The 20295-nt window shown below is 38.0% G+C and carries 19 protein-coding genes; 17 read left to right on the top strand and 2 right to left on the bottom strand.

Translation table 11 applies throughout. The features are described 5' to 3' along the window. The first annotated feature begins 1 nt into the window (after nucleotide 1). From murF to ACICP9_RS04160, 5 genes are all read left to right on the top strand, one after another. Nucleotides 2–1351, top strand: a complete 1350-nt coding sequence (gene murF, locus ACICP9_RS04180) for a UDP-N-acetylmuramoyl-tripeptide--D-alanyl-D-alanine ligase (protein WP_395497032.1) — start codon at nucleotides 2–4, stop codon at nucleotides 1349–1351. A gap of 58 nt (nucleotides 1352–1409) precedes the next feature. Next, entirely contained in the window at nucleotides 1410–2492 is a 1083-nt protein-coding gene (gene mraY / locus ACICP9_RS04175) for a phospho-N-acetylmuramoyl-pentapeptide-transferase (protein ID WP_395497030.1), read from the top strand. Between the two features lie 45 nt (nucleotides 2493–2537). Continuing rightward, complete coding sequence (gene hflD / locus ACICP9_RS04170; RefSeq protein WP_071662168.1) at nucleotides 2538–3182, top strand: high frequency lysogenization protein HflD; 645 nt, start codon at nucleotides 2538–2540, stop codon at nucleotides 3180–3182. 123 nt (nucleotides 3183–3305) lie between these two features. Beyond that, complete coding sequence (locus ACICP9_RS04165; protein ID WP_395497028.1) at nucleotides 3306–3596, top strand: hypothetical protein; 291 nt, start codon at nucleotides 3306–3308, stop codon at nucleotides 3594–3596. A gap of 206 nt (nucleotides 3597–3802) precedes the next feature. Next, nucleotides 3803–4933: an SDR family NAD(P)-dependent oxidoreductase gene (locus ACICP9_RS04160; RefSeq protein WP_071662170.1), complete on the top strand. Its 1131-nt coding sequence runs from the start codon at nucleotides 3803–3805 to the stop codon at nucleotides 4931–4933. Nucleotides 4934–4994: 61 nt separating this feature from the next. Here the strand turns inward: ACICP9_RS04160 and ACICP9_RS04155 are convergent, their stop codons facing one another. Both ACICP9_RS04155 and ACICP9_RS04150 read right to left on the bottom strand, forming a co-directional pair. Continuing rightward, nucleotides 4995–5753, bottom strand: a complete 759-nt coding sequence (locus tag ACICP9_RS04155) for a hypothetical protein (protein WP_395497026.1) — start codon at nucleotides 5751–5753, stop codon at nucleotides 4995–4997. Nucleotides 5754–5881: 128 nt separating this feature from the next. Further along, the gene (locus tag ACICP9_RS04150; protein ID WP_395497024.1) at nucleotides 5882–8059 is read right to left on the bottom strand and encodes a copper-transporting P-type ATPase; all 2178 of its coding nucleotides are present in this window, start codon (nucleotides 8057–8059) and stop codon (nucleotides 5882–5884) included. 397 nt (nucleotides 8060–8456) lie between these two features. Here ACICP9_RS04150 and ACICP9_RS04145 point away from each other — a divergent pair, with 397 nt between their 5' ends. From ACICP9_RS04145 to ACICP9_RS04090, 12 genes are all read left to right on the top strand, one after another. Continuing rightward, nucleotides 8457–8615: a hypothetical protein gene (locus ACICP9_RS04145; RefSeq protein WP_395497022.1), complete on the top strand. Its 159-nt coding sequence runs from the start codon at nucleotides 8457–8459 to the stop codon at nucleotides 8613–8615. After that, the gene (gene trbB, locus ACICP9_RS04140) at nucleotides 8612–9574 is read left to right on the top strand and encodes a P-type conjugative transfer ATPase TrbB (RefSeq protein ID WP_071662173.1); all 963 of its coding nucleotides are present in this window, start codon (nucleotides 8612–8614) and stop codon (nucleotides 9572–9574) included. Before ACICP9_RS04145 ends, trbB begins: the two co-directional genes overlap by 4 nt. Continuing rightward, complete coding sequence (locus ACICP9_RS04135; protein ID WP_071662174.1) at nucleotides 9543–9848, top strand: TrbC/VirB2 family protein; 306 nt, start codon at nucleotides 9543–9545, stop codon at nucleotides 9846–9848. Before trbB ends, ACICP9_RS04135 begins: the two co-directional genes overlap by 32 nt. Before the next feature lie 11 nt (nucleotides 9849–9859). After that, nucleotides 9860–10207 (top strand): VirB3 family type IV secretion system protein, encoded by a 348-nt coding sequence (locus ACICP9_RS04130; protein ID WP_395497019.1) that lies wholly within the window; start codon nucleotides 9860–9862, stop codon nucleotides 10205–10207. Beyond that, on the top strand, nucleotides 10197–12629 hold the full coding sequence (locus ACICP9_RS04125) for a helicase HerA domain-containing protein (protein WP_071662176.1): 2433 nt from the start codon (nucleotides 10197–10199) through the stop codon (nucleotides 12627–12629). The genes ACICP9_RS04130 and ACICP9_RS04125 overlap by 11 nt, the downstream gene beginning before the upstream one ends. Continuing rightward, nucleotides 12626–13663 (top strand): type IV secretion system protein, encoded by a 1038-nt coding sequence (locus tag ACICP9_RS04120; protein ID WP_395497016.1) that lies wholly within the window; start codon nucleotides 12626–12628, stop codon nucleotides 13661–13663. The genes ACICP9_RS04125 and ACICP9_RS04120 overlap by 4 nt, the downstream gene beginning before the upstream one ends. Nucleotides 13664–13666: 3 nt before the next feature. Beyond that, nucleotides 13667–14347: a VirB8/TrbF family protein gene (locus tag ACICP9_RS04115; RefSeq protein WP_395497014.1), complete on the top strand. Its 681-nt coding sequence runs from the start codon at nucleotides 13667–13669 to the stop codon at nucleotides 14345–14347. After that, nucleotides 14337–15260, top strand: a complete 924-nt coding sequence (gene trbG, locus ACICP9_RS04110; protein WP_395497012.1) for a P-type conjugative transfer protein TrbG — start codon at nucleotides 14337–14339, stop codon at nucleotides 15258–15260. Before ACICP9_RS04115 ends, trbG begins: the two co-directional genes overlap by 11 nt. Continuing rightward, entirely contained in the window at nucleotides 15244–16317 is a 1074-nt protein-coding gene (locus tag ACICP9_RS04105; RefSeq protein WP_395497010.1) for a TrbI/VirB10 family protein, read from the top strand. The genes trbG and ACICP9_RS04105 overlap by 17 nt, the downstream gene beginning before the upstream one ends. 80 nt (nucleotides 16318–16397) lie before the next feature. Further along, complete coding sequence (locus tag ACICP9_RS04100) at nucleotides 16398–17942, top strand: sphingomyelin phosphodiesterase (protein WP_071662181.1); 1545 nt, start codon at nucleotides 16398–16400, stop codon at nucleotides 17940–17942. Between the two features lie 54 nt (nucleotides 17943–17996). Then, nucleotides 17997–19412 (top strand): SGNH/GDSL hydrolase family protein, encoded by a 1416-nt coding sequence (locus tag ACICP9_RS04095; RefSeq protein ID WP_395497008.1) that lies wholly within the window; start codon nucleotides 17997–17999, stop codon nucleotides 19410–19412. A gap of 120 nt (nucleotides 19413–19532) precedes the next feature. Beyond that, nucleotides 19533–20291, top strand: a complete 759-nt coding sequence (locus ACICP9_RS04090) for a 4'-phosphopantetheinyl transferase family protein (protein WP_395497006.1) — start codon at nucleotides 19533–19535, stop codon at nucleotides 20289–20291. Nucleotides 20292–20295: the final 4 nt, after the last annotated feature.

Here is a 20295-nt window from a genome sequence, read left to right as displayed (position 1 = left end):
TATGGTTAATTTAGTGAAATTATCGACAGTGGCTAACAGACTTCAGGGAAAGCTATTAGGTTCCGATGGCGATTATATCGGACTAAGTTTGGATTCGCGTTGCATTAAACCACATGAACTTTTTGTTGCTATACGCGGGGAGCAGTTTGATGGACATCATTTTATTGAACGAGTCAAACAAAGCGGCGCTGCAGCGGCTATTGTTGATCAGGTTATAGAGACTGATTTGCCTTTAGTACTCGTTCAGGATACACGAAAAGCCTTAGGTGAATTAGCTAAGCAACATCGTAGTCAATTTTCTATTCCAGTTATCGCCTTAACGGGTAGCTGTGGAAAAACCACTACCAAAGAAATGATCCGATCTATTTTGGCTGAAGTGGGTCCAGTATTAACTAATTTTAAAAATTTCAATAATGAGATTGGTTTACCCTTAACCTTGCTGAATTTAAATGCCGAACACCATTATGCTGTCATCGAAATGGGTGCTAATCATGCGGGAGAAATTGAGTATTTAACCCAGATTACCCAACCAAATGTTGCGTTGGTCACTAATATTGGACCGGCACATTTGCAAGGATTTGGATCGATGGCCGGTATTGCCCAAGCTAAAGCTGAGATTTTTTCTGGTTTAGTTAAGAAGGGTGTCGCTATTATTAATGCGGATGATAAGTTTACTGACGTATTACAAAAAGCCTGTACCGATTTTCGTTGTGTTAGTTTTGGTTTATCCGAGACCTATGATTTTTTTGCGACTAATATTCAAATAAATACGGACGGGAAAGCCACTTTTTTATTACATACTCCCTGCAGAAAAGAAATGATGATTCGCTTAAACTTACCTGGACAGCATCAGGTGATGAATGCCTTAGCGGCTGTGGCCGCGGCAAGTCAAGTGGGCATTGAATTATCGTTTATCAAATCAGGTTTAGAAAAAGCTCAGCCGGTACCAGGAAGAGCGATAGTGGGTACAACAAAAATAGGTGTGACACTCATAGATGATAGTTATAATGCCAATCCGAGCTCAGTCGCCGTGGCCTTGAAATTATTAGCCCATTACACAGGCCTACGAATTTTTGTTATGGGTGATATGGGTGAGTTAGGTAAAAATGCGGTGGACTATCATCGTCAAATCGGAGAATTAGCCAAAGAATTAAACATCGATGAGGTCTATACTTACGGTGATTTAAGTAAAGAAACGGCTAAGGCATTTGGTGCCAATGGAAAGCATTATTCCAATCATCAAAAATTAGTTTTAGCTCTAAAATTGCGTTTGCAAGAGAAGGTGACCATTTTAATTAAAGGTTCGCGTACTGCGCAAATGGAAAAAGTAGCCCGTGCTTTAATGGATTAATAATGTGTGAACAATAACTTCCTAAACTCTCATTAATTTTCTGGAGAAAACGAAACGCATGTTGTTATGGTTAACTGCATTTTTATCAAATTATTATCGTGCCTTTCATGTTTTTCAATATTTAACTTTAAGAGCTATTTTAGCGACTTTAACGGCCTTTCTTATTTCACTTTTATTAGCCCCTAAAATGATACGTACGTTAAGTCATCGGCAAATCGGCCAATCAATACGCGATGATGGGCCACAAGCGCATTTAAGCAAAGCGGGTACTCCAACGATGGGAGGGGCTTTAATTTTAATTGCTATTGTGATGACGACTTTACTCTGGGCGAACCTTAATAATCATATGATTTGGATAGTGTTATTAGGCATAGTTGGATTTGGTTTGATAGGATTTGCGGATGATTATCTAAAACTGATGTTAAAAAATAGCAGAGGATTAATTCCTCGTTGGAAGTATTTATGGCAATCGCTGTTAGGTTTAACCATTGGCATACTGCTTTATATGAACGCGGAATTACCGATAGAAACACAATTAGTGGTACCTTTTTTTAAAAATCTTTTGATTCCCTTGGGAATATTTTATATACCTTGGGTTTATATAGTTATTGTGGGTAGCAGCAATGCAGTGAATTTAACCGATGGATTAGATGGCTTAGCCATCTTGCCAACCGTATTAGTGGGGAGTGGTTTAGGTATTTTTGCCTACCTCACCGGAAACATTACTTATGCCAAATACTTAGCGATTCCTTTTGTACCTGGCGCAGGTGAAATGGTGGTCATTTGTGGCGCGATTGTCGGTGCGGGCTTAGGTTTTTTATGGTTTAATACCTACCCTGCACAGGTATTTATGGGAGATGTGGGTGCTTTAGGTTTAGGCGCCGCGTTAGGTTGCATTGCTGTTGTGGTAAGAGAAGAGTTTGTATTACTTATCATGGGTGGTGTTTTTGTATTGGAAACGATTTCGGTTATATTACAAGTTGCTTCCTTTAAACTAACGGGGAAACGTATTTTTCGTATGGCCCCCATACACCATCACTTTGAGTTAAAGGGTTGGCCAGAACCGAGAATTATTGTAAGGTTTTGGATCATTACTTTTATATTGGTGTTATTTGGTTTAGCCACCTTGAAATTACGCTAATATTTTTTTTCACAAGTATCCTCCTTTACTTATTTTTAACGGGTCATGCACAATAACGAAAAAAAAAATGTCGAACGAAGTTTAGCTCTAGCGGGTGTTTTCCAATCGGCTGCTTTGGTTCGCGATCTGGCTAGGACTGGAAAAACAGAAAAGCTTGCGTTTGATACGAGTATTCAAAGTATTTACACCATTGACGTCAACACAGTGGAACAAGTCTATGGTGGTACGATTGATGGTTTACGCTTAGGTCTACAAGAGCTCGTTAATCTACTGGCTTATACTAAAATTAAGCAGGATCGCGAATTAACACGCTACTTGATTGGATTAATACACCTCGAGCGTAAACTCCTTCGTTCTCCAGAAACCAAAACAAATTTAAGTCGACGCATTAAGCATGCTATTTCCCAAGCTAACTATTTCGCATCCTCACCGCAGCTTATTATCAATAGTTTAGCCGATATCTATGTCACTACATTAGGTTCATTACCTTTTCGTTTGCATGTCGTCGGACAAAGCAAATACTTAACTCATGCTGAAACGGTCAGTAAGATTCGTGCTGCCCTATTAGCCGGAGTTCGATCAGCCGTATTATGGCGCCAATTAGGGGGTTCGCGTTGGCAGTTTTTCCTGATGCGCCATACCTTAATAGGGATAGGTAAAAAATTATTGACCCGCCTTAATTCAAAATAAACTCTTTATTTTAATTATTCTTATGCACTAGATTTTTTGATCGGTATTATCAAAAATGATAATTATGTTATAATTTATTTTAAATTAGTCATCAAAAAAATTTAATAATTATTAAAAATAATAATGGTTACTACAAAAGCGCCTTTGAAAAAAAATTTAGAAAATCTTGAGTCAACGAGCTTGTTTTCAAGAGGTTTTGTTGCATTCATCGATTCTAGGCTGAATTCCACTGGTCGTGTATTACAGAAGCATGGGTTTCATTTATTTTCTAAAAGAATACCAATTGCAAGAGGAAAAATACAGTCTGTGTTAAAAGAAAAAATAGATTCAGAAATAATCAAAAAATTAAAAAAGACAAAATTTGTTTCTTATACCTACTCAGAAAAATTTGCTGAAGATTATCAATACCACTAAAGAATAATAACGAATAAATTTTTCAAAGAACATAGATTCATAGCGTAGTTTTTGGGGAGTGGATTGTGTCATGAAGCAATCGGAGTGTATATCGCATACAGAACGAATAAGCACTAAAACAAACCAAAATTAAAAGTGCGACGAGTATGAATAAGAATATAATAATGACTATTTAAGCTTTTACCATAATAAAGGGATGATAACTGATGAAACCTGATGAAGATAATAAAGTTTTAATCTTAGGTGCTACTGGAAATTTTGGTAGGAAAATAGCAAAAGGGTTAGTGAAAAAGAATATTGCTATTATTATTACAGGCCGCCATGAAGAACCTTTATGCGCTTTAAAAAAACAACTTTCTAAAGCGGCTGTGCACACATGCATTGATATACTTTGTTTTGATTTTAAAAAGCGATTATCACAAGAATTACTACGACTCAGACCCCCCTTAGTTATCAATGCTTCAGGCCCTTTTCAAACAGCTGACTTTACTACGGCAATTAATTGTATTCTTTTAGGCGTAAATTATATTGATTTAGCTGATGCGCGAGAATATGTGAATGATTTTTCAATATTAGAAGAGCAAGCGATTAAGAAAAATTGTATTGCGATTACCGGTGCTAGTACGCTTCCTTGTTTATCATCGGCTGTGTTGAACTATTATAAAGACGAATTTAAAACGATAGATTCATTGGTGTATGGAATTACGATCGGCCAAAAAACGGAAAGAGGGTTAGCTACCTTCAAATCTATCCTCAGTTATGCAGGACATCGGTTACAAGATTTTCGCGGTATATCCAAGAAAATGTATGGATGGCAAGATTTATATCGACAAGAATATCCGTTATTGGGAAAACGGTGGATGGCAAATTGTGATGTTCCGGATCTCGATTTATTACCTGCATTTTTTCCTATTAAATCGATTCGATTTTCTGCGGGAATCGAAAGTAATGTAGCCCATCTTGGTTTATGCTTTTTATCTTGGCTAATCCGACTGAAGTTTCCAATTAAATTAGAAAAACATGCGGAAGCCTTATTAAAATTTAGCCATTACTTTGATTCCTTTGGTAGCGACGCGGGCGGAATGCATATGCTGATGTCAGGTACCGATCATAAAGGAAATCATAAAAGTATCAAATGGTTTATGGTAGCCAAAAGTGGTGACGGTCTCTATATCCCGACAATTCCGGCGATACTGTTAGCAAAAAGAATATTACAAGAAGAAATTATTGAAACAGGGGCGATACCTTGTACGCAGTTAATTTCACTGGAAAGTTATTTGGCAGAATTAAAAAAATTAGATATTCATGTCTTTTCAGAAGTGAAGCAAAAATTTTAATAGGATGTAATCAGTAAATTGGAAAAATAGTAATTAAAAAATAAGTTTAATTTTTGCCAATTTACCTATTAAGTTCGGCGATTTTAGTTTGAGGTTTTTTATCCTCTTTGCACTGGTGAATAGGAAAGAAGCTTGCAGGACCACAAGAATAAATAGATAAATTTGAAATTTTTTTGGATAGATTGGATAGAGGGGTTAATTTTTTTAATTCGTTTGTGTCATAGCATAAAGAAATTTTTTCTTGTGGGGAGTGCATGAGCTTTTCAAATATCGGCGGTGTCAAAATAGGATGTTTATCAAATCCACGCAGTAAGTTGTTTATGGGTATTAAATGAGAATGTGCTAAAACGTGATCAAAATTTTTCTGTGTAAAAAGACCCGCATAATAAAGCTTAAACAGCACACTGGCTATCGAATGTAGATCATTTTTTTCTTGAATGGCGGCTCTATTTTCTGAAGTTAATAATTTAACACTCTGGAGTAAACGTAGCACTAAAGCAACACCTGAAGGACACGCATGTTTTTCTAAAGTTTTTTTATTCTCAACATTTAAAAGGTTTGAATTCTGCAGTTGAATTAAGCCTGAGGCCATTTCAAAGGGTGAAGGATGTAGAAGGATGAGAGAGAAATTCTCTAAATTAAGCATGCCTTTATCACGAATTCTGCTTAATGCAGTCGCAAAATCAAATGTTTTTATGTTTAATTGTTTTAAGGTAATTTGGAAAATAGCTTGGGAAGTTCGGGTTGGATTTTTAAAGTGCTGATAGAGTTGAAAAACAGTTGGATAGTCGTATTGTTTTTTTGTCAGGGGGGAAAGCATAGTCCTTCCTAGTTATAAATTAAAAACTACCTTGTGCATTCATCAATGCTTTTTAAACGGTGGAACATTATGTCAACTTTGCGGCTATAAATCTATATTCTTCGCACTTTGATTTGTGCACTCAACTTTTAGCGATCAATTTTTAATGTACGTAAGCGTAAAGAATTCCCGATCACCGAAACTGAGCTTAAACTCATTGCGAGCGCGGCAAGCATAGGATCAAGTAAGCGACCATTCCAGGCATATAAAATACCTGCGGCGATAGGAATGCAAAGAATATTATAAATAAAGGCTAGCAATAAATTTTCACGAATATTTTTCATGACGTGTTTGCTGAGTTGTTGTGCGCGGACTATTCCCATTAAATCACCTTTAACTAACGTAACATCCGCATTCTGGATAGCCACATCCGTTCCTGTTCCCATGGCGATACCGATATCTGCTTGGGCTAAAGCGGGAGCGTCATTAATCCCATCTCCCGCCATCGCAACGATATAGCCTTGTTTTTGTAATTGTTTCACAATCATACTTTTTTTCGCAGGTAATACTTCAGCTTGTACCTGATGGATAGCCAATTTTTTAGCCACTGCCATGGCAGTTATTGGATTATCGCCAGTTAGCATAACAATCATTACGCCTTGCTTTCTTAAACTATTTAGAGCAGGTAGGGTTGAATCTTTAATAGGATCACTGACACTGATGAGTCCGGCCAATTGTGTTGCAATGAGTAAATACATCACTGTTTCGCCAGCTTGACGTAATTTTATCGCTTTTTCTTCTACAACGGCGGTGGAAATGTTGAGATCCTTACATAATTGTTGATTGCCTAAAGCAACAGGTTTATTTTGCCAAAGACCGGTTACGCCTTTACCCACTTCAGCAGAAAAATTTTCAATTTCTTCTAAATGAAGCTGTTTTTGTTCAGCGGCATTCATGATAGCGCTGGCTAAAGGGTGTTCACTATGGTGTTCTAAACTCGCAGCGACTAATAAAATAGCTGTTTCGGTAAAGCCGGGTAGGGCAACGATGTGATTGACCATGGGTTTTCCTACGGTCAGTGTTCCAGTTTTATCGACGAGGAGCGCATTGACTTTTTCAAAACGTTCTAGGCTTTCAGCATTTTTTATCAAAATTCCTGCTTGCGCACCTCTGCCCATGCCGACCGTAATCGACATCGGAGTTGCTAGACCTAAGGCGCAAGGACAAGCAATAATTAACACTGAAATGGCAGCAATTAAACCGTAAGTCAGGGCGGGATAGGGACCCCAAATTGACCAAACAACAAAAGTGATAAGCGCAATCACTAGTACACTCGGTACAAAATAACTAGAAATGCGATCAGCAAGTTTTTGGATAGGTGCTTTCGATCGCTGTGCTTCAGAAACCAGTTGGACAATCTGAGCCAATAGAGTTTCTTTTCCAATATGTTCGGCGCGCATCACAAAGCTGCCAGACATATTTAAAGTACCGCCAATGACTTTTGATCCTATTTGTTTTTCAACCGGAATGGATTCACCAGTAATCATGGATTCATTAATAGAACTATGGCCTTGAATAATGACACCATCGGTAGGAATTTTTTCACCCGGCCGTACTCTTAATTCATCATTAATTTGTATTTCATCGAAAGGAATTTCATTTTCTGTTTGTTCAGTTATTCTTCGTGCGGTTTTTGGAGATAAATCCAGTAGTGCACGTAAAGCTCCACCGGTTTGTTCGCGACCTTTTAATTCTAAAACTTGTCCCATCAATACTAAAGCTGTTATCACAGTAGCCGTTTCAAAATAAAGATTAGCTTGGCCATGAGCCGATTGAAATGCTGCGGGAAACAGATTTGGAAATAATAAGGCAATAACACTATAAACATAGGCAATGCTGATACTCAAACCAATGAGTGTAAACATATTCAAATGCCGATGTTTAAGGGAATGCCAAGCTTTTTTTAGAAGAGGGGAACCACACCAGAATATAACGACACTCGCTAAAATAAACTGCAGCCAAGCAGAAAAAATTTCTGAGATAGATGCTACGAGGGATTTGAGTCCTGGAAGATGTAAACCCATGGTCAGGAATAAAATCGGTAACGTCAATATAACGCTCAACCAAAATCGTCGTGTCAGGTCATTTAACTCATGATGGCAAGTATGGTGAGTCATCTTGCTTGAGAGAATTCGTGGCTCTAAGGACATACCGCAAATCGGACAGCTCCCAGACTGATCGCGAATAATTTCGGGATGCATGGGGCAAGTATATTGTTGGGAGTGGAGGGTAGTATGACGTTTATCCTTTGAATCTAGGGTGGACATAATAAATACCCTTAATAAGTGATTTGATAGGGTCAATTTTACATCACTCTTTTGCAGATAAATAGAGGTTTGTAAGGGTTTTGTGATTAGAATCAGTCAGTAGGAGCAGATAATATTTCTGTTAATTAGCAGAAAAAAATATGGAATGGATAATAGGAGATGTTTTACTTAGGCTAAAGCAATTTTTTTCGTGAGTTTCCTAAAAAAATAGACTGATTTCGAAATGAAGGAAGGTTTTTCTCAGTGGGAATGCAGTTTTTTTAAGTTTTATAGGGCTTACTTCCTATAATATGCACTGAAACTCCGTGAATTTTTACTTATTGCATAAATTTTAAATTTAGTTTAGGCTAATTCTTTTTAGTGCGCTGTCAGAATAAAAACAATAGGGGGCGACTCTATGTATGTTTCTAAGGCTATCTTACCTGCGATTCCTTTTCTTATTATTGGCACCCAGGCCATTTCTCAAGTCATAAAAAAGCTTAAGCTTGGTTTTATATCCCATCGTTATTTATTGATTAGGCTTTGTGTCGGTAAAAATCCACAAATATCTCCATGAATAGTCCTGAATCACAGCGACGTTTGTGTGAAAAGCTTTACCATGATTTAGGTGAGGCTATCGTTGCTTGTTTAAATGATAAGAAAATTCATGAAATCATGCTCAATCCAGACGGTCAGCTTTGGACGGACAGCCATGAGGACGGTTTATTATCGGTTGCTCATTTACCTTCTACACAAGCATTTTCAATTATTCATGCGGTAGCGGGTTTTCATAATTTTGTCATTACGCAACATAATCCACAGCTTGAAGCGAGATTACCTTTTTTTAAAAGCATGCAAGGTCAACGTTTTATTGCACAAGTCCCACCAATCGTATCGGCTCCCAGTTTTACTATTCGTAAACAATCAGAGGTTATTTTTACCTTAAATGATTATTTGCATAGCGGACGTCTAACCCAACAACAAGATTTTGTGTTACGTGATTTAGTACAAAAGCGAAAAAATATTTTGATTTGTGGCGGACCAGGTTCCGGGAAAACCACTTTGATCAATGCCTTAATTTTAGAAGCTTTACGCCAAGATGATAAGCAACGTTTGCTCATCTTAGAGGATTTACCCGAGTTACAATGTCCTTCGTCGAATAAAGTAGCCATGTTGACGAGTTCGTCGGTTACCATGACGGCTTTAGTGCGTATGGCGATGCGTATGCGACCGGATCGTATTTTGCTCGGTGAGGTACGTAGCTTCGAGGCGTTGGATATGTTAAAGGCCTGGAATACCGGTTGTCCGGGCGGTATGTGTACCGTTCATGCTAATTCAGCACAAGAAGCGATCCAACGGATTTTAGATCTGGCTATGGAAAATAGACTCACTGCCCCACCATTACAATTAGTTTCTCAAACCATTAATACCATTGTTTCAATCAATCGAAAGGGACATCAAAAAGGTTTTATTCACGAAATATTAACTTTAGGGTCCTATCAAAATGAACAATTTACGTTTACGAAATTGGCTTAAGTCATTAATTATTGGAGGTAGCATAGGTTGGATTAATCTAGCCGATGCTGATGCAGGTTCTGATCTTCCTTTTAATTCAACCATGAATCTTTTAAAAGATTCGATTACCGGACCTTTTCTCATGTCGGTTTCGATCATTATGATCGTTGTAACCTGTTTAATGCTGGCTTTTGGAGAGTGGGGTGATGGGTTTAAAAAACTAATCAATATCGTTTTGTGGTTATCGATTGCCTTTTCCGCAACGAGTTTTGTTACCACTTTGTTCGGCGCTTAAGTGAGTTGTTGATGCAGGGCACATCGACAGTGTATTTCAAAGCGCTTAATCGTGAATTCCACGTTTTTGGCGTTGATCGACAATTATTTTATTTATTTGTGGGTTTATGTCTGCCGATCGCAGTTTCTGCCCATCTTAATTGGTTAATGGATCTGGTTGCGTTATTTATTTTTATGATTCTTTACCTAGTGGGAGTGTATATCACTCGGATTGATAAGCAAATGTTAGCGATTTATCGCCGACATATTCATTATCAAGACTATTATCCAGCACATCCGAGTGTCTCTGCCAAAAACATTCTGATTAAACCCAGCGTCCCTATCTATCAAGGAAAACGAGGTTTTTTCAATGTGGAATAATAAGCGTTACCAGCGTTTAGCTGGATTTTCTGATTTATTAAATTATGCACACTTCATTGATGATGGCGTTATCATTAATAAAGACGGTGCCTTTTTATTAGCCTATCGTTTTCGTGGCCCCGATCTTTATTCTGCCAGTCGTGCCCAATTAGATGCGTTGACGGCAACTATTAATCGTATGGCGAGCTTTTTAGAAGATGGTTGGATGCTGCATGTCGATGAAATACGTATTCCTAGTTTAGATTATCCCGATGCAGGTGCGTTTCCTAATCTTGCTGCTGACTTAATTGATCAAGAACGTCATCGTACGTATGAAACGGCAGGCAACCATTATGAAAATCTACAGTTTTTAAGCTTAGTTTGGAAATTTCCTTTAAGTGTCGTAAAAACAACACGACATTGGTTTATTGATGGCTTACCTGATGAGCAACAACATGATCTCACACAATTATTAAAACAGTTCCTGAATCAGGCGGATCGTTGTATCAGTTTACTAAGTACGCAATTTATTTTAGAAAAATTGAATAGTGCTGATTTATTAAGTTATTTAAAATTATGCATTACCGGGGATGTTGCCCCTGCAGCAGTTCCTCCTGAAGGTTGTTTTCTGGATGTGGTATTGGCGAGTCGTAATGTGACGGCGGGGTATTTACCGCGTGTGGGTGATAATTTTATTTATTTATTATCGATTGTAGGCTACCTCAATGAAGAAACTTTGCCGGGATTATTAGACGAATTAGGTACTTATCCTTTGATTTATCGTTGGTCGAATCGTTTTATCCCTTTAAGTGATGTTACCGCAGAACGAGAAATAAAACGTTATGTCCGCAATTGGAACAACAAAGTTAAAGGATTTTCGGGTGTTTTCAAAGAAGCCATCTTTGGTAAGCCATCCAATAAAGTGAACAACGATGCGTTGCAAATGAGTAAACAAGCCACTACAGCGAGTACACTGAATAGCAGTGGGAGTACGCGGTTTGGTTATTGGTCGAGTACATTAGTATTAATGCACACCGAGGTTCAACTATTGGAACAAGCGGCTCGAGACCTATCTGCTTATTTAGAACAATCCGGTTTTTCTTGTATACGTGAAGATGTTCATGCTTTTGATGCGTGGTTGGGGACTATTCCAGGCCATGGGAGTTGTAATCTGCGTCGTGTATTTATTAATTCAATTAATTTGGCGCATGTTTTACCTTTGCATACCTTATGGGCGGGAGCCCTCTATAGCTCTCCGGAGTCTTTATTACCTGCGGATTCTCCACCGGTGTTTTATGCCGAAACAACGGGGAAAACTCCTTTTCGTTTTCATATGGATGTTGCTGATGTTGGACATCAAGTCATATTAGGGCCTACTGGTTCAGGTAAATCGACGTATCTAGGCTTTTTAATCGCACAATTTTTACGTTATCCAGGGGCACAAATTTTTGTTTTTGATAAAGATTATTCTCAGCAAGGATTAACGGCTGCATTGGAAGGGTATCATTATGATATAGGGCATAGTGAAGCATTATCTTTTTGTCCTTTAGCCGATTTATCCACTGAAACAAAACAGTTACGTGCCATACAGTTTATTGAAGACCTCGTTTTTTTACAAAATGTCAGCTTAACTCCAGAGAGACGTAGAGCGATTCAAAGTGCGATTGTTTCATTAGCAGACGATATTCATGCACAGAGCCGTACGTTGACGGTATTTCGTGCCGAGGTACAAAACGAAGCGGTACGTTCCGCTTTAAACTATTACACGCTCGAAGGCCCGCTTAAATTATTGGATGCAAGTGACGACGTCGTGCGTACCGATGCTTATTTACAGACATTTGAGATGTCTTGGGTTTTAACGCAGAAGCCGGAAGTTTATGTACCGATATTAAGAACGATTTTCGATCGTATTACCGCGAGTTTAGAAGATAGTAATAGATGCGGGCCTAGCTTAATCGTATTAGAAGAAGCTTGGCTTTATGTCTCGCATGAATTATTTTCTCGCCAACTTAAAGATTGGTTAAAAACCTGTAGAAAAAAGAATGCGCGTGTGGTGTTTGCGACCCAATCTTTGGCGGATCTCTATGATCCGACTAACAAAAATTTGACAGAAACCACCGCCACCATTATGGAATCCTGCCCAACCAAGATTTATTTACCTCATCCCAGTATGGAAGCAGAAATTAAAACCTTGTATCAAAAGATCGGATTATCTGAACGGCAATTGGAAATTATCATTAATGCTATCCCTAAACAACACTATTATTTAGTTAGCCCAGAAGGTAACCGTTTATTCGATTTAGTTCTAGAAGATTTGACTTTAGCGTTGGTGGGTTTGTCGCGTGAAAAAACCAAGGCACTTCTGCAATGTAAAGCAACTTATCACAGTCACTGGTTAAACCATTGGTTACAGCAGGAGGGGCTATTGCCTATGCGCAAATGAAGCTCTTTGCGACAGCGATCACACACTATTTAACGAGTTTTAATAGTTACATTAATCCATTGTTACATTGGGGACAATGGTTATTCCTATCCTTATTAACTATTAATCTCGTTTGGATGGCTTTATGGCATGCGTTTGATCAGGATACTTTTTCGCATACCATGCCTACTTTTATCAGAAGATTTTTTGTTATTAGTGTTTTTTACACCATCATGATCCATCCTGAGTGGTTAACACAATTACTCCAAACGTCAGAGTATATGGGGGGAACATTAACAAAAATAAGTTTAACACCACAAGCGATTATTCTCGCGGGTATTAAGCTCAGTAATAAAATAATGATACCACTAGCAGGCGGGAATTTATTAACCGGTGGCGTTGGATTTATCGTGGCGTTATTGGTTTCTTTACTGGTTTTATTTGTATTTCTTATGGTGAGCTTAGATCTGCTGGTGACTTTGATTACAGCCACGCTATTAATTTCGATGGCTAGTTTTTTTCTGGGCTTAGCTCCACAAAGTGAGACGGTGGGACGTCAAGCTTTGAATGCGATATTGCGTAACTGTATGAAGTTATTTGGCTTATATGTGGTGGTCGCAGTAGGTTTGCAAGCCATGAAGCCATTAACTGCCATCGTACCGATGCAATATACTCAGCTCGATCCATATGTTTGGATCAGTGCAGTGGTCTTACTGTTCTGGCTTTTATCAAAAAATGTGCCAAGACAATTGAGTGCCATTATAATCGGGTTTATTGAGATAACACCCACGGCAACATCAACGAATCTGACTAGCAGTAGTCAGACGTTGCAAACACTACAGACTTCCGCTACTGAAACAATGGGCTCTATAGTTATTCCATCTTTGGTCCAAGCGGAAAGCAGCCAGTTGAGTCCTATGTCTACAACCCTTCATACGACGCTTTCTAACGGAAATTTATCGACCCAATTTGGACAGATTGTTCGTAAATTAGCAACGCGATCAAGGATGACAAATCCGCATAAAAATAATAAAAAATCTAAGGTTAATAAATAATGTATGTTTAATTCTGATGCAGAAAATCCTTATACCAAAGGATCGGAAGGACGTAAAGAATGGAATGATCGTTATAGCAACCTGCAACAATCCAGTCGTTATTGGCAGCGCGCGTTTTTTTGTTCCATACTGATCAATATTATTTTTGCCCTGGTCATTGCCAAGATTGCGACACAGTCACAGATAAAACCTTTCATTGTTGAGACCAATCGCGGTATGCCTTATGCGATAACTGCACTGCGGAATGTTTCTACCTCCGATCCGCGCATTATTAATTTTGCAGTCAATCAATACATCATCAATGCGCGTAGTATTATTCACGATACAACCGCAGAAAAAAGTTTACTGAACAAGGTTTATGCGTTTTCGGCCGATCAAGCGATCCCTTTTCTACAAGATTATTACCAAAAAAATGATCCGTTTCGTTTAAGTGCACACTATACGGTGGCCGTCCAGATTATTAATTCCTTTCCGCTCAGTCCGCATACCTGGCAAGTTACATGGGATGAAACTCAATATAGTCGTCTTGATCATCATATTCTCAATGTCACGCGTTGGGTGGCGCAGTTAACCCATCAATTCGGAAAAATTAATCCTAATTTTATTAATGATAATCCCTTTGGGTTGTATATCACCCATATTACTTGGTCGAAGAATGAGATAGGAGCTAATAATGCAAATTAAAATGATTGGCAGCATTTTGTTGTTCATGTTGATATCAGGCTGTGCTAGCCTCGCTGAGCCCGCCCCGGTTTTTATTCCAGCAAAAAAAAATCAGCTACAACCTCAGCCAGCGATAATAAAAAAGTCTAATTATCACTTAAGTTACGGTACTGATCCCGCTTTAGAACAAGCGTTTGCTCGTTATTTAAAGTCAGGTAAAGCACCTAACATTGTGAGTAAAGGGTTTGTTAATTTTGCGTATAGCGCTAATGATGAGCCGATCATTAATACCATCCCTTTACAAGAAACGGTGGTTTCACTGGAACCAGGAGAAAAATTTGAGAATATTTCCACCGGTGATCCAAGTCGTTGGTCCTATGCGATAGCGACATCGGGTCAGGGGTCGTTACAGCAACAGCATATTTTAATTAAACCCTCTGCGCCTGGAATTAGTACTAACATGGTGATTACAACGAATAAACGCATTTATAATTTGCGTTTACTCTCCGGATCCAATCCTGACAGCAATAGCATGCGCATGGTGCGCTTTTGGTATCCGGCTGAAATGCAGGCAGCGGCGACAGCAGGCACAAGTGATGCAATGAGTACGGCAGCGGATGTTGCATTAAACCACTTGAATTTTGATTATCAGTTAAGTAGTACAAGAGGACACTCTCTACCGAGTTGGAAACCCACACGCATCTTTGATGATGGAACACATACGTACATTCAATTTCCAGCGACGATGGCTAGCACAGATATGCCCGTTTTATTTGTGTTGCGTGGTAAAAGCAATGAATTAGTTAATTACCGTTATCAATCACCCTATTTTGTTGTAGATAAACTATTTAAACAGGCCGTATTGATATTGGGCGTAGGTAGAGCGCAAACCCGATTACTTATTACTAATAAAATGTATGCAAGAGCCCTATAACATGTCACCACAGCATCCAAAAACAGTCGTTCTAAGAAAAACATGGATCTTGATTGCCACTATTTTATTGCTCGTCATTATCTCTTTAATCCTAAATAACCTATACCGAGCGTCTCATCAATCTCACCGATCCAACGAGGTGGATAAAACATTGGTGGCTTCCAGCCCCGCTAATACCCGTTGGTATCAACAACAAACGGTTGCGGAGTTACCTACTCCACCGGTCATCTTGCCAATGCCTATTCTGAAACAGGAAAACGAATTTTCTGAAGCGGATTTAAAAGCGATGTCGGAACCCATTAGCAGTCATCAACTCAAAGCGGCGCTACCTTCTGTGACTAACACAACAAATAGTACGACAGAAAAATCCGGTACGGTTCAGAATAGGCAAAGTGAAAAAAAAGCTTTTATACAAATCAAAGCGACAGATAGTAATGTCAGTAATTCTTTAGTTTCTCGGTTGCAAAATTTGGATACTCCCTTTGAATTACAAGCGGGTAGTATTATCCCAGGGGTTATGATAACAGGAGTTAACTCGGATTTGCCTGGGCAAATTATCGCACAGGTACGATCAAATATTTATGATTCTCCTACGGGTAAATATTTATTAATTCCACAAGGTTCGCGCTTAACCGGTCAGTACGATTCACAAATTACCTATGGTCAGCAACGAATTTTGATTATTTGGAAGCGAATTATTTTTCCGAATGGGCAAAGCATTGATCTTCAAGGCATGCCTGGTATCGATAGGCAGGGTTATGCGGGATTTAAAGGCGATGTAAATAATCATTATTTACGTCTTTTTGGCTCAGCCATCTTGATGAGCATTATTGGGACAGGAGCGCAACTTGCTGCGCCTATCCCCGATAATGTGCTGACGCCCCTAACGGTAAAACAAGCGTTAGCGCAAAGTTTGAATAGCAATTTAGTGAATATCAGTTCGAGCGTTACTGCCAAAAATCTTAACATTCAACCTACTCTGGAGGTGCAACCTGGATATGAATTTAATATTTCTGTGACTAAAGACATGGTTTTTCCGAAATCCTATTCCTTTTAGTGTGGTTTAACTATTTTATTTTAATGAGGGAGTTGTTGACGAATAAGTATCAAAAATTCTAATAAATAAATGGGTTACTTATGAAAAAAATAACAAAATCAGATAAGCTTAGAAAAATAAAATCTATTGATAAATGGCGGACAACTTATTTAGTGGCTTCTATTTTTTCTATCTCATTTCTTTTGTATGGATCCGCTGCAAGAGCAAGTTATGGGATTTACTTTAACAATAATACAGCAAACAAAGTTAACTATCGTTCTTTTCTTAAGCTTAATAAACAAAACGCAATTTGTTCTGGTTTAGATCCGCATTATTATCATGCGTATTCGGGTATTGCGAACCCGTATCAAAAAGTCAAACTGTTTGACATTGATTATGGTAAAGGCATGAGTAAAGGAAAGTTGTTTTGCTTACAATCTCATTTTACTATCCAATCTAAAAATAATCCTTCCAGTGCCACAACAACAGCTCGGATTTCCGGCGCTTCAGTGGGCTCAGAGATTAAATCAGTATCCTTGACTATAAATAAGCAAGACTATCCATTGTTTGCTTCAAAACCTTATCCCCATCCAGTGGCTTTAGCTCAACTAAATAATTTAAAATTGGGTGGTGATTCGAATTATTCTTTTTATGCAGCGGCTATCCACTATTTTTTTTCTGATCAATCCACTAATGAAATAGATTATGTACTTTCATTACCGCAAACGCGTTTTTTTAGAAGTAACCATGACAATCAACTTGCCATAGGGACTTACAATGTTCAGCTATGGCCATTTTATGCCAATTCGTCTATGCGTATGAATGAAGCCAAAATGCGCGCACAACTTATCCCGTTAAACCTTACGCATTACGATGTTGTTGTATTAGAAGAATTAATGGACAAGAAGTATCGCGATACGGTGAATACACTCATGAAAAGGGACTATCCATATCAATATGGTCCGACGATGGATTATGCACCCTTAAGTGGAGGGACGGTTATTTATAGTCATTGGCCTATCCTAAAAAAAGATTCTATCATTTATCAGGATTGTAATAAGCTTGACTGTGGTGCGGCTAAAGGGGCGCTTTATATTAAAATAAAAAAAGGAAATACCGTTTACAATATTTTTGGAACCCACTTACAGGCAACGGAGGGGGCTAGTACGGCTGCTGCGGATAGGGCAGCACGTGATCAACAATTTATTCAGCTGCGTCAATTTATAAAAAAGCAAAAAATTAATAAAAATCAAGCGGTCGTTATTGCGGGCGATCTCAATATTGATTATCAAGCCTGTTTTCTGAATAAAGATTGTGGAGAATATCAAAAAACGATTCAGTCGGTGGATAAAAATTATCCTCGTTGGAATAATATCAATACCGTACCTTTTGGTAGCGATCCGAGTAAAAACCTCATGAATACTGACCCGAATGGTGAGATGGAAGATTATGTTTTGCCGGTTTCTATCGGGTATTTGGTGCCTACGACACAACAATCACATATAAGAGTGATTCGTGAGCCAGCGATACCCCTCATGTATGATGGTGGTTTACAAGTTTTTCATAATCCGTTTGGTGACTTAGATTTATCGGACCATTTTATGTTGGAATCTATCTTGTCTTTCCCCTCTGTCAAGAAACAATAATTTTCACGTCGCAACGTTAGAATGGTGGTACTTAACAGTAAGAAGAAATAAAAAATGAAAAAAATAGTATTAATAGGGCTCCCTTTATTAACCAATCTTTATTTTTGCAGCACGGCTGCTCAGGAATTAAATACGCCAATTAAGTTACTCCCGCCCATCCACAAAATATATGTATTCGGCGATAGTTTATCAGATACGGGGAATCTTGAAGCAGCCACATTGTCCTTTTTACCCAATGCGAATAATTATTTTATGGGTAGATTTTCTGACGGTTATCTGTGGATTGATGATTTAGCAGAAAATTATCACACGACCGTCCAAGATAACCAATTTATCAAAAATTATGCCGTGGGAGGAGCCACGGCGTTTCCTTATGTAAATCAGGTTTCTATTTTTCATTGGGGCTATTATTTGGTAGGTTCTCTGGGTAACCAACTTTACCAATTTACTAAAACTTATCATAAATTTGAACCGGATGATTTAGTGATTGTATGGATAGGTGCGAACGATTTATTGTGGGCAGGGGACATGTATTTTTGTGGAAAACTGACCAAAGCGTGTATTGAAGGTCAGGTAGAGAAGCCTGATCAAACTATCATCGTTCAAAGGGCAGCCCATGTTGTACAAAGGCAAGTGCAAAAGATGGAAAAAGATGGGGCAAAACACATTATTTTAATAGGATTACCTGACTTCTCGATTGTTCCCCGATATATCTTTCAACAACCTGCAATAGCCGCTTTGAAAAAAGCCGATGTTACATCTTATAATGACAAACTGAAAACTTTCGTGAACGAAAATCAAGCGCAAGGCCATGATATTCTTTTTTATGATTTAAACAAGCTTTTACAAGGGTTGATTCACAATAAAGCAGAGCAAGCTCAAGACAAAATTACGGATGTTGTTCATTCATGCTTGTATCGTAATCAGGAACCGCAGGCTATTTGGGAATCTATGGCACTGGATCGTTACAATCCTTTATCCATGTATGCGGTTATTCCTGTATTCAGAGACGCTTTATCGGGCCCCAATTATTATAGAAGCGGTGGTTTTAAAGAGTTTGTCGATAAAAAATGTGGTAATAGTTATTTATTTTGGGATACCTTACATCCTACCAAGAAAGGACATTTTATAATTTTTCAACATCTTTTAAACTATATACACAGTCATTTTAATCTAAGCCGAGCAAATACAGATATCGGTTTTTGTTATAATCTCCAAGTCATCAATAAAGGATGGTACGTATTAGATGTATCACAAAAAAATAATCCATGTGGTCCAAAAAATACTTATATGCTAAAGAATAATGAAAAACTGGTGTCAGTAGAATACAATAAACCAGTAAAGTTTAAAGCGGTATTAGGTAAATCTATTACTTTTTTTCATTTGCCCACGCCTATTCAAGGTCTGGGAGCAAAAATAAAATGTACTGGCACAACGATTATAGATTTTAGTTGTAAACAAACCACTTAAGTTTTATTAGTTAACTTACGCATTCTTTTTATTAGAGAGTGCGTCAATGTTTAATTTATTCGGGTAGCCGAAAATGGAATCGAACCACTGACACTAATGTTTTTTAGCTTATGCAATAATATGAATCCGATTTTATGGAAAAAACCACCTGCCAAATTATCGATTTCGCGCTCAGAGTTACATGTTTGGCGAGTCCATTTAGATCATGTTAAGGATCAACATAAATATCTTATCTCACTACTTTCGCCCGAAGAGATAAAGCGATCCGAACGATTTATTTTTGAGCGTGACAGTTATCGCTATCAAGTGACACATAGCATGAAACGCTTGATTCTAGGCAATTATTTAGATTGTGATGCACAATACTTACGTTTTGAAGTTGGAAATTATGGAAAACCATCACTCGCTAGCTTACAAAACGCATTGAATATTCAATTCAATCTATCTCATTCACATAATCTTATTCTTATAGCGGTAACACGAGCAGATTCGATAGGTATCGATATAGAATATTACAAAAAAAAACTATCGATAGAGAGTCTAGCTGAAATTATTTTTTCACCTCTCGAAAGGAAATTTTTTTCAGAATTGAAAAGCCAGCAAGAGAGAAAGAAGGTCTTTTTTCGTTGCTGGACCAGAAAAGAAGCTTACTTAAAGGCCATAGGAACTGGATTAACGCAGGATATTTCTAAAATTTCTGTGGATTTAAGCGAATTTTCAGTGCAAAATTGGTTACAGGTTCCGACGCTTAGCAAAACAGAGAATACCCAATGGAAACTTTTTACGTTGGATATGCGTAATGCTTACATGATTGCGATCGTTGCAACAGCTTTTCAATGTTATTTAACTGGTTTTGATTTAAATATATTACATGAATAACACA

It is taken from the genome of Rickettsiella endosymbiont of Litargus connexus, from assembly GCF_964277335.1.
In the GTDB taxonomy this organism is placed as follows: domain Bacteria; phylum Pseudomonadota; class Gammaproteobacteria; order Diplorickettsiales; family Diplorickettsiaceae; genus Aquirickettsiella; species Aquirickettsiella isopodorum.
The sequence above is the reverse complement of the archived record's forward strand: the minus strand, read 5'-3'. Positions and strand labels throughout refer to the sequence as shown.

Bases quoted from the DNA above. Each gene is read 5' to 3' on its own strand.
- ACICP9_RS04160 (WP_071662170.1), top strand. From the start codon at position 3,803: ATGAAACCTGATGAAGATAATAAAGTTTTAATCTTAGGTGCTACTGGA.
- trbG (WP_395497012.1), top strand. From the start codon at position 14,337: ATGCAAATTAAAATGATTGGCAGCATTTTGTTGTTCATGTTGATATCA.
- ACICP9_RS04165 (WP_395497028.1), top strand. From the start codon at position 3,306: ATGGTTACTACAAAAGCGCCTTTGAAAAAAAATTTAGAAAATCTTGAG.
- ACICP9_RS04105 (WP_395497010.1), top strand. From the start codon at position 15,244: ATGCAAGAGCCCTATAACATGTCACCACAGCATCCAAAAACAGTCGTT.
- ACICP9_RS04115 (WP_395497014.1), top strand. From the start codon at position 13,667: ATGTTTAATTCTGATGCAGAAAATCCTTATACCAAAGGATCGGAAGGA.
- trbB (WP_071662173.1), top strand. From the start codon at position 8,612: ATGAATAGTCCTGAATCACAGCGACGTTTGTGTGAAAAGCTTTACCAT.
- ACICP9_RS04090 (WP_395497006.1), top strand. From the start codon at position 19,533: ATGAATCCGATTTTATGGAAAAAACCACCTGCCAAATTATCGATTTCG.
- ACICP9_RS04135 (WP_071662174.1), top strand. From the start codon at position 9,543: ATGAACAATTTACGTTTACGAAATTGGCTTAAGTCATTAATTATTGGA.
- murF (WP_395497032.1), top strand. From the start codon at position 2: ATGGTTAATTTAGTGAAATTATCGACAGTGGCTAACAGACTTCAGGGA.
- ACICP9_RS04150 (WP_395497024.1), bottom strand. From the start codon at position 8,059: ATGTCCACCCTAGATTCAAAGGATAAACGTCATACTACCCTCCACTCC.
- ACICP9_RS04125 (WP_071662176.1), top strand. From the start codon at position 10,197: ATGTGGAATAATAAGCGTTACCAGCGTTTAGCTGGATTTTCTGATTTA.
- mraY (WP_395497030.1), top strand. From the start codon at position 1,410: ATGTTGTTATGGTTAACTGCATTTTTATCAAATTATTATCGTGCCTTT.
- ACICP9_RS04145 (WP_395497022.1), top strand. From the start codon at position 8,457: ATGTATGTTTCTAAGGCTATCTTACCTGCGATTCCTTTTCTTATTATT.
- ACICP9_RS04095 (WP_395497008.1), top strand. From the start codon at position 17,997: ATGAAAAAAATAGTATTAATAGGGCTCCCTTTATTAACCAATCTTTAT.
- ACICP9_RS04100 (WP_071662181.1), top strand. From the start codon at position 16,398: ATGAAAAAAATAACAAAATCAGATAAGCTTAGAAAAATAAAATCTATT.
- ACICP9_RS04130 (WP_395497019.1), top strand. From the start codon at position 9,860: ATGCAGGGCACATCGACAGTGTATTTCAAAGCGCTTAATCGTGAATTC.
- hflD (WP_071662168.1), top strand. From the start codon at position 2,538: ATGCACAATAACGAAAAAAAAAATGTCGAACGAAGTTTAGCTCTAGCG.
- ACICP9_RS04120 (WP_395497016.1), top strand. From the start codon at position 12,626: ATGAAGCTCTTTGCGACAGCGATCACACACTATTTAACGAGTTTTAAT.
- ACICP9_RS04155 (WP_395497026.1), bottom strand. From the start codon at position 5,753: ATGCTTTCCCCCCTGACAAAAAAACAATACGACTATCCAACTGTTTTT.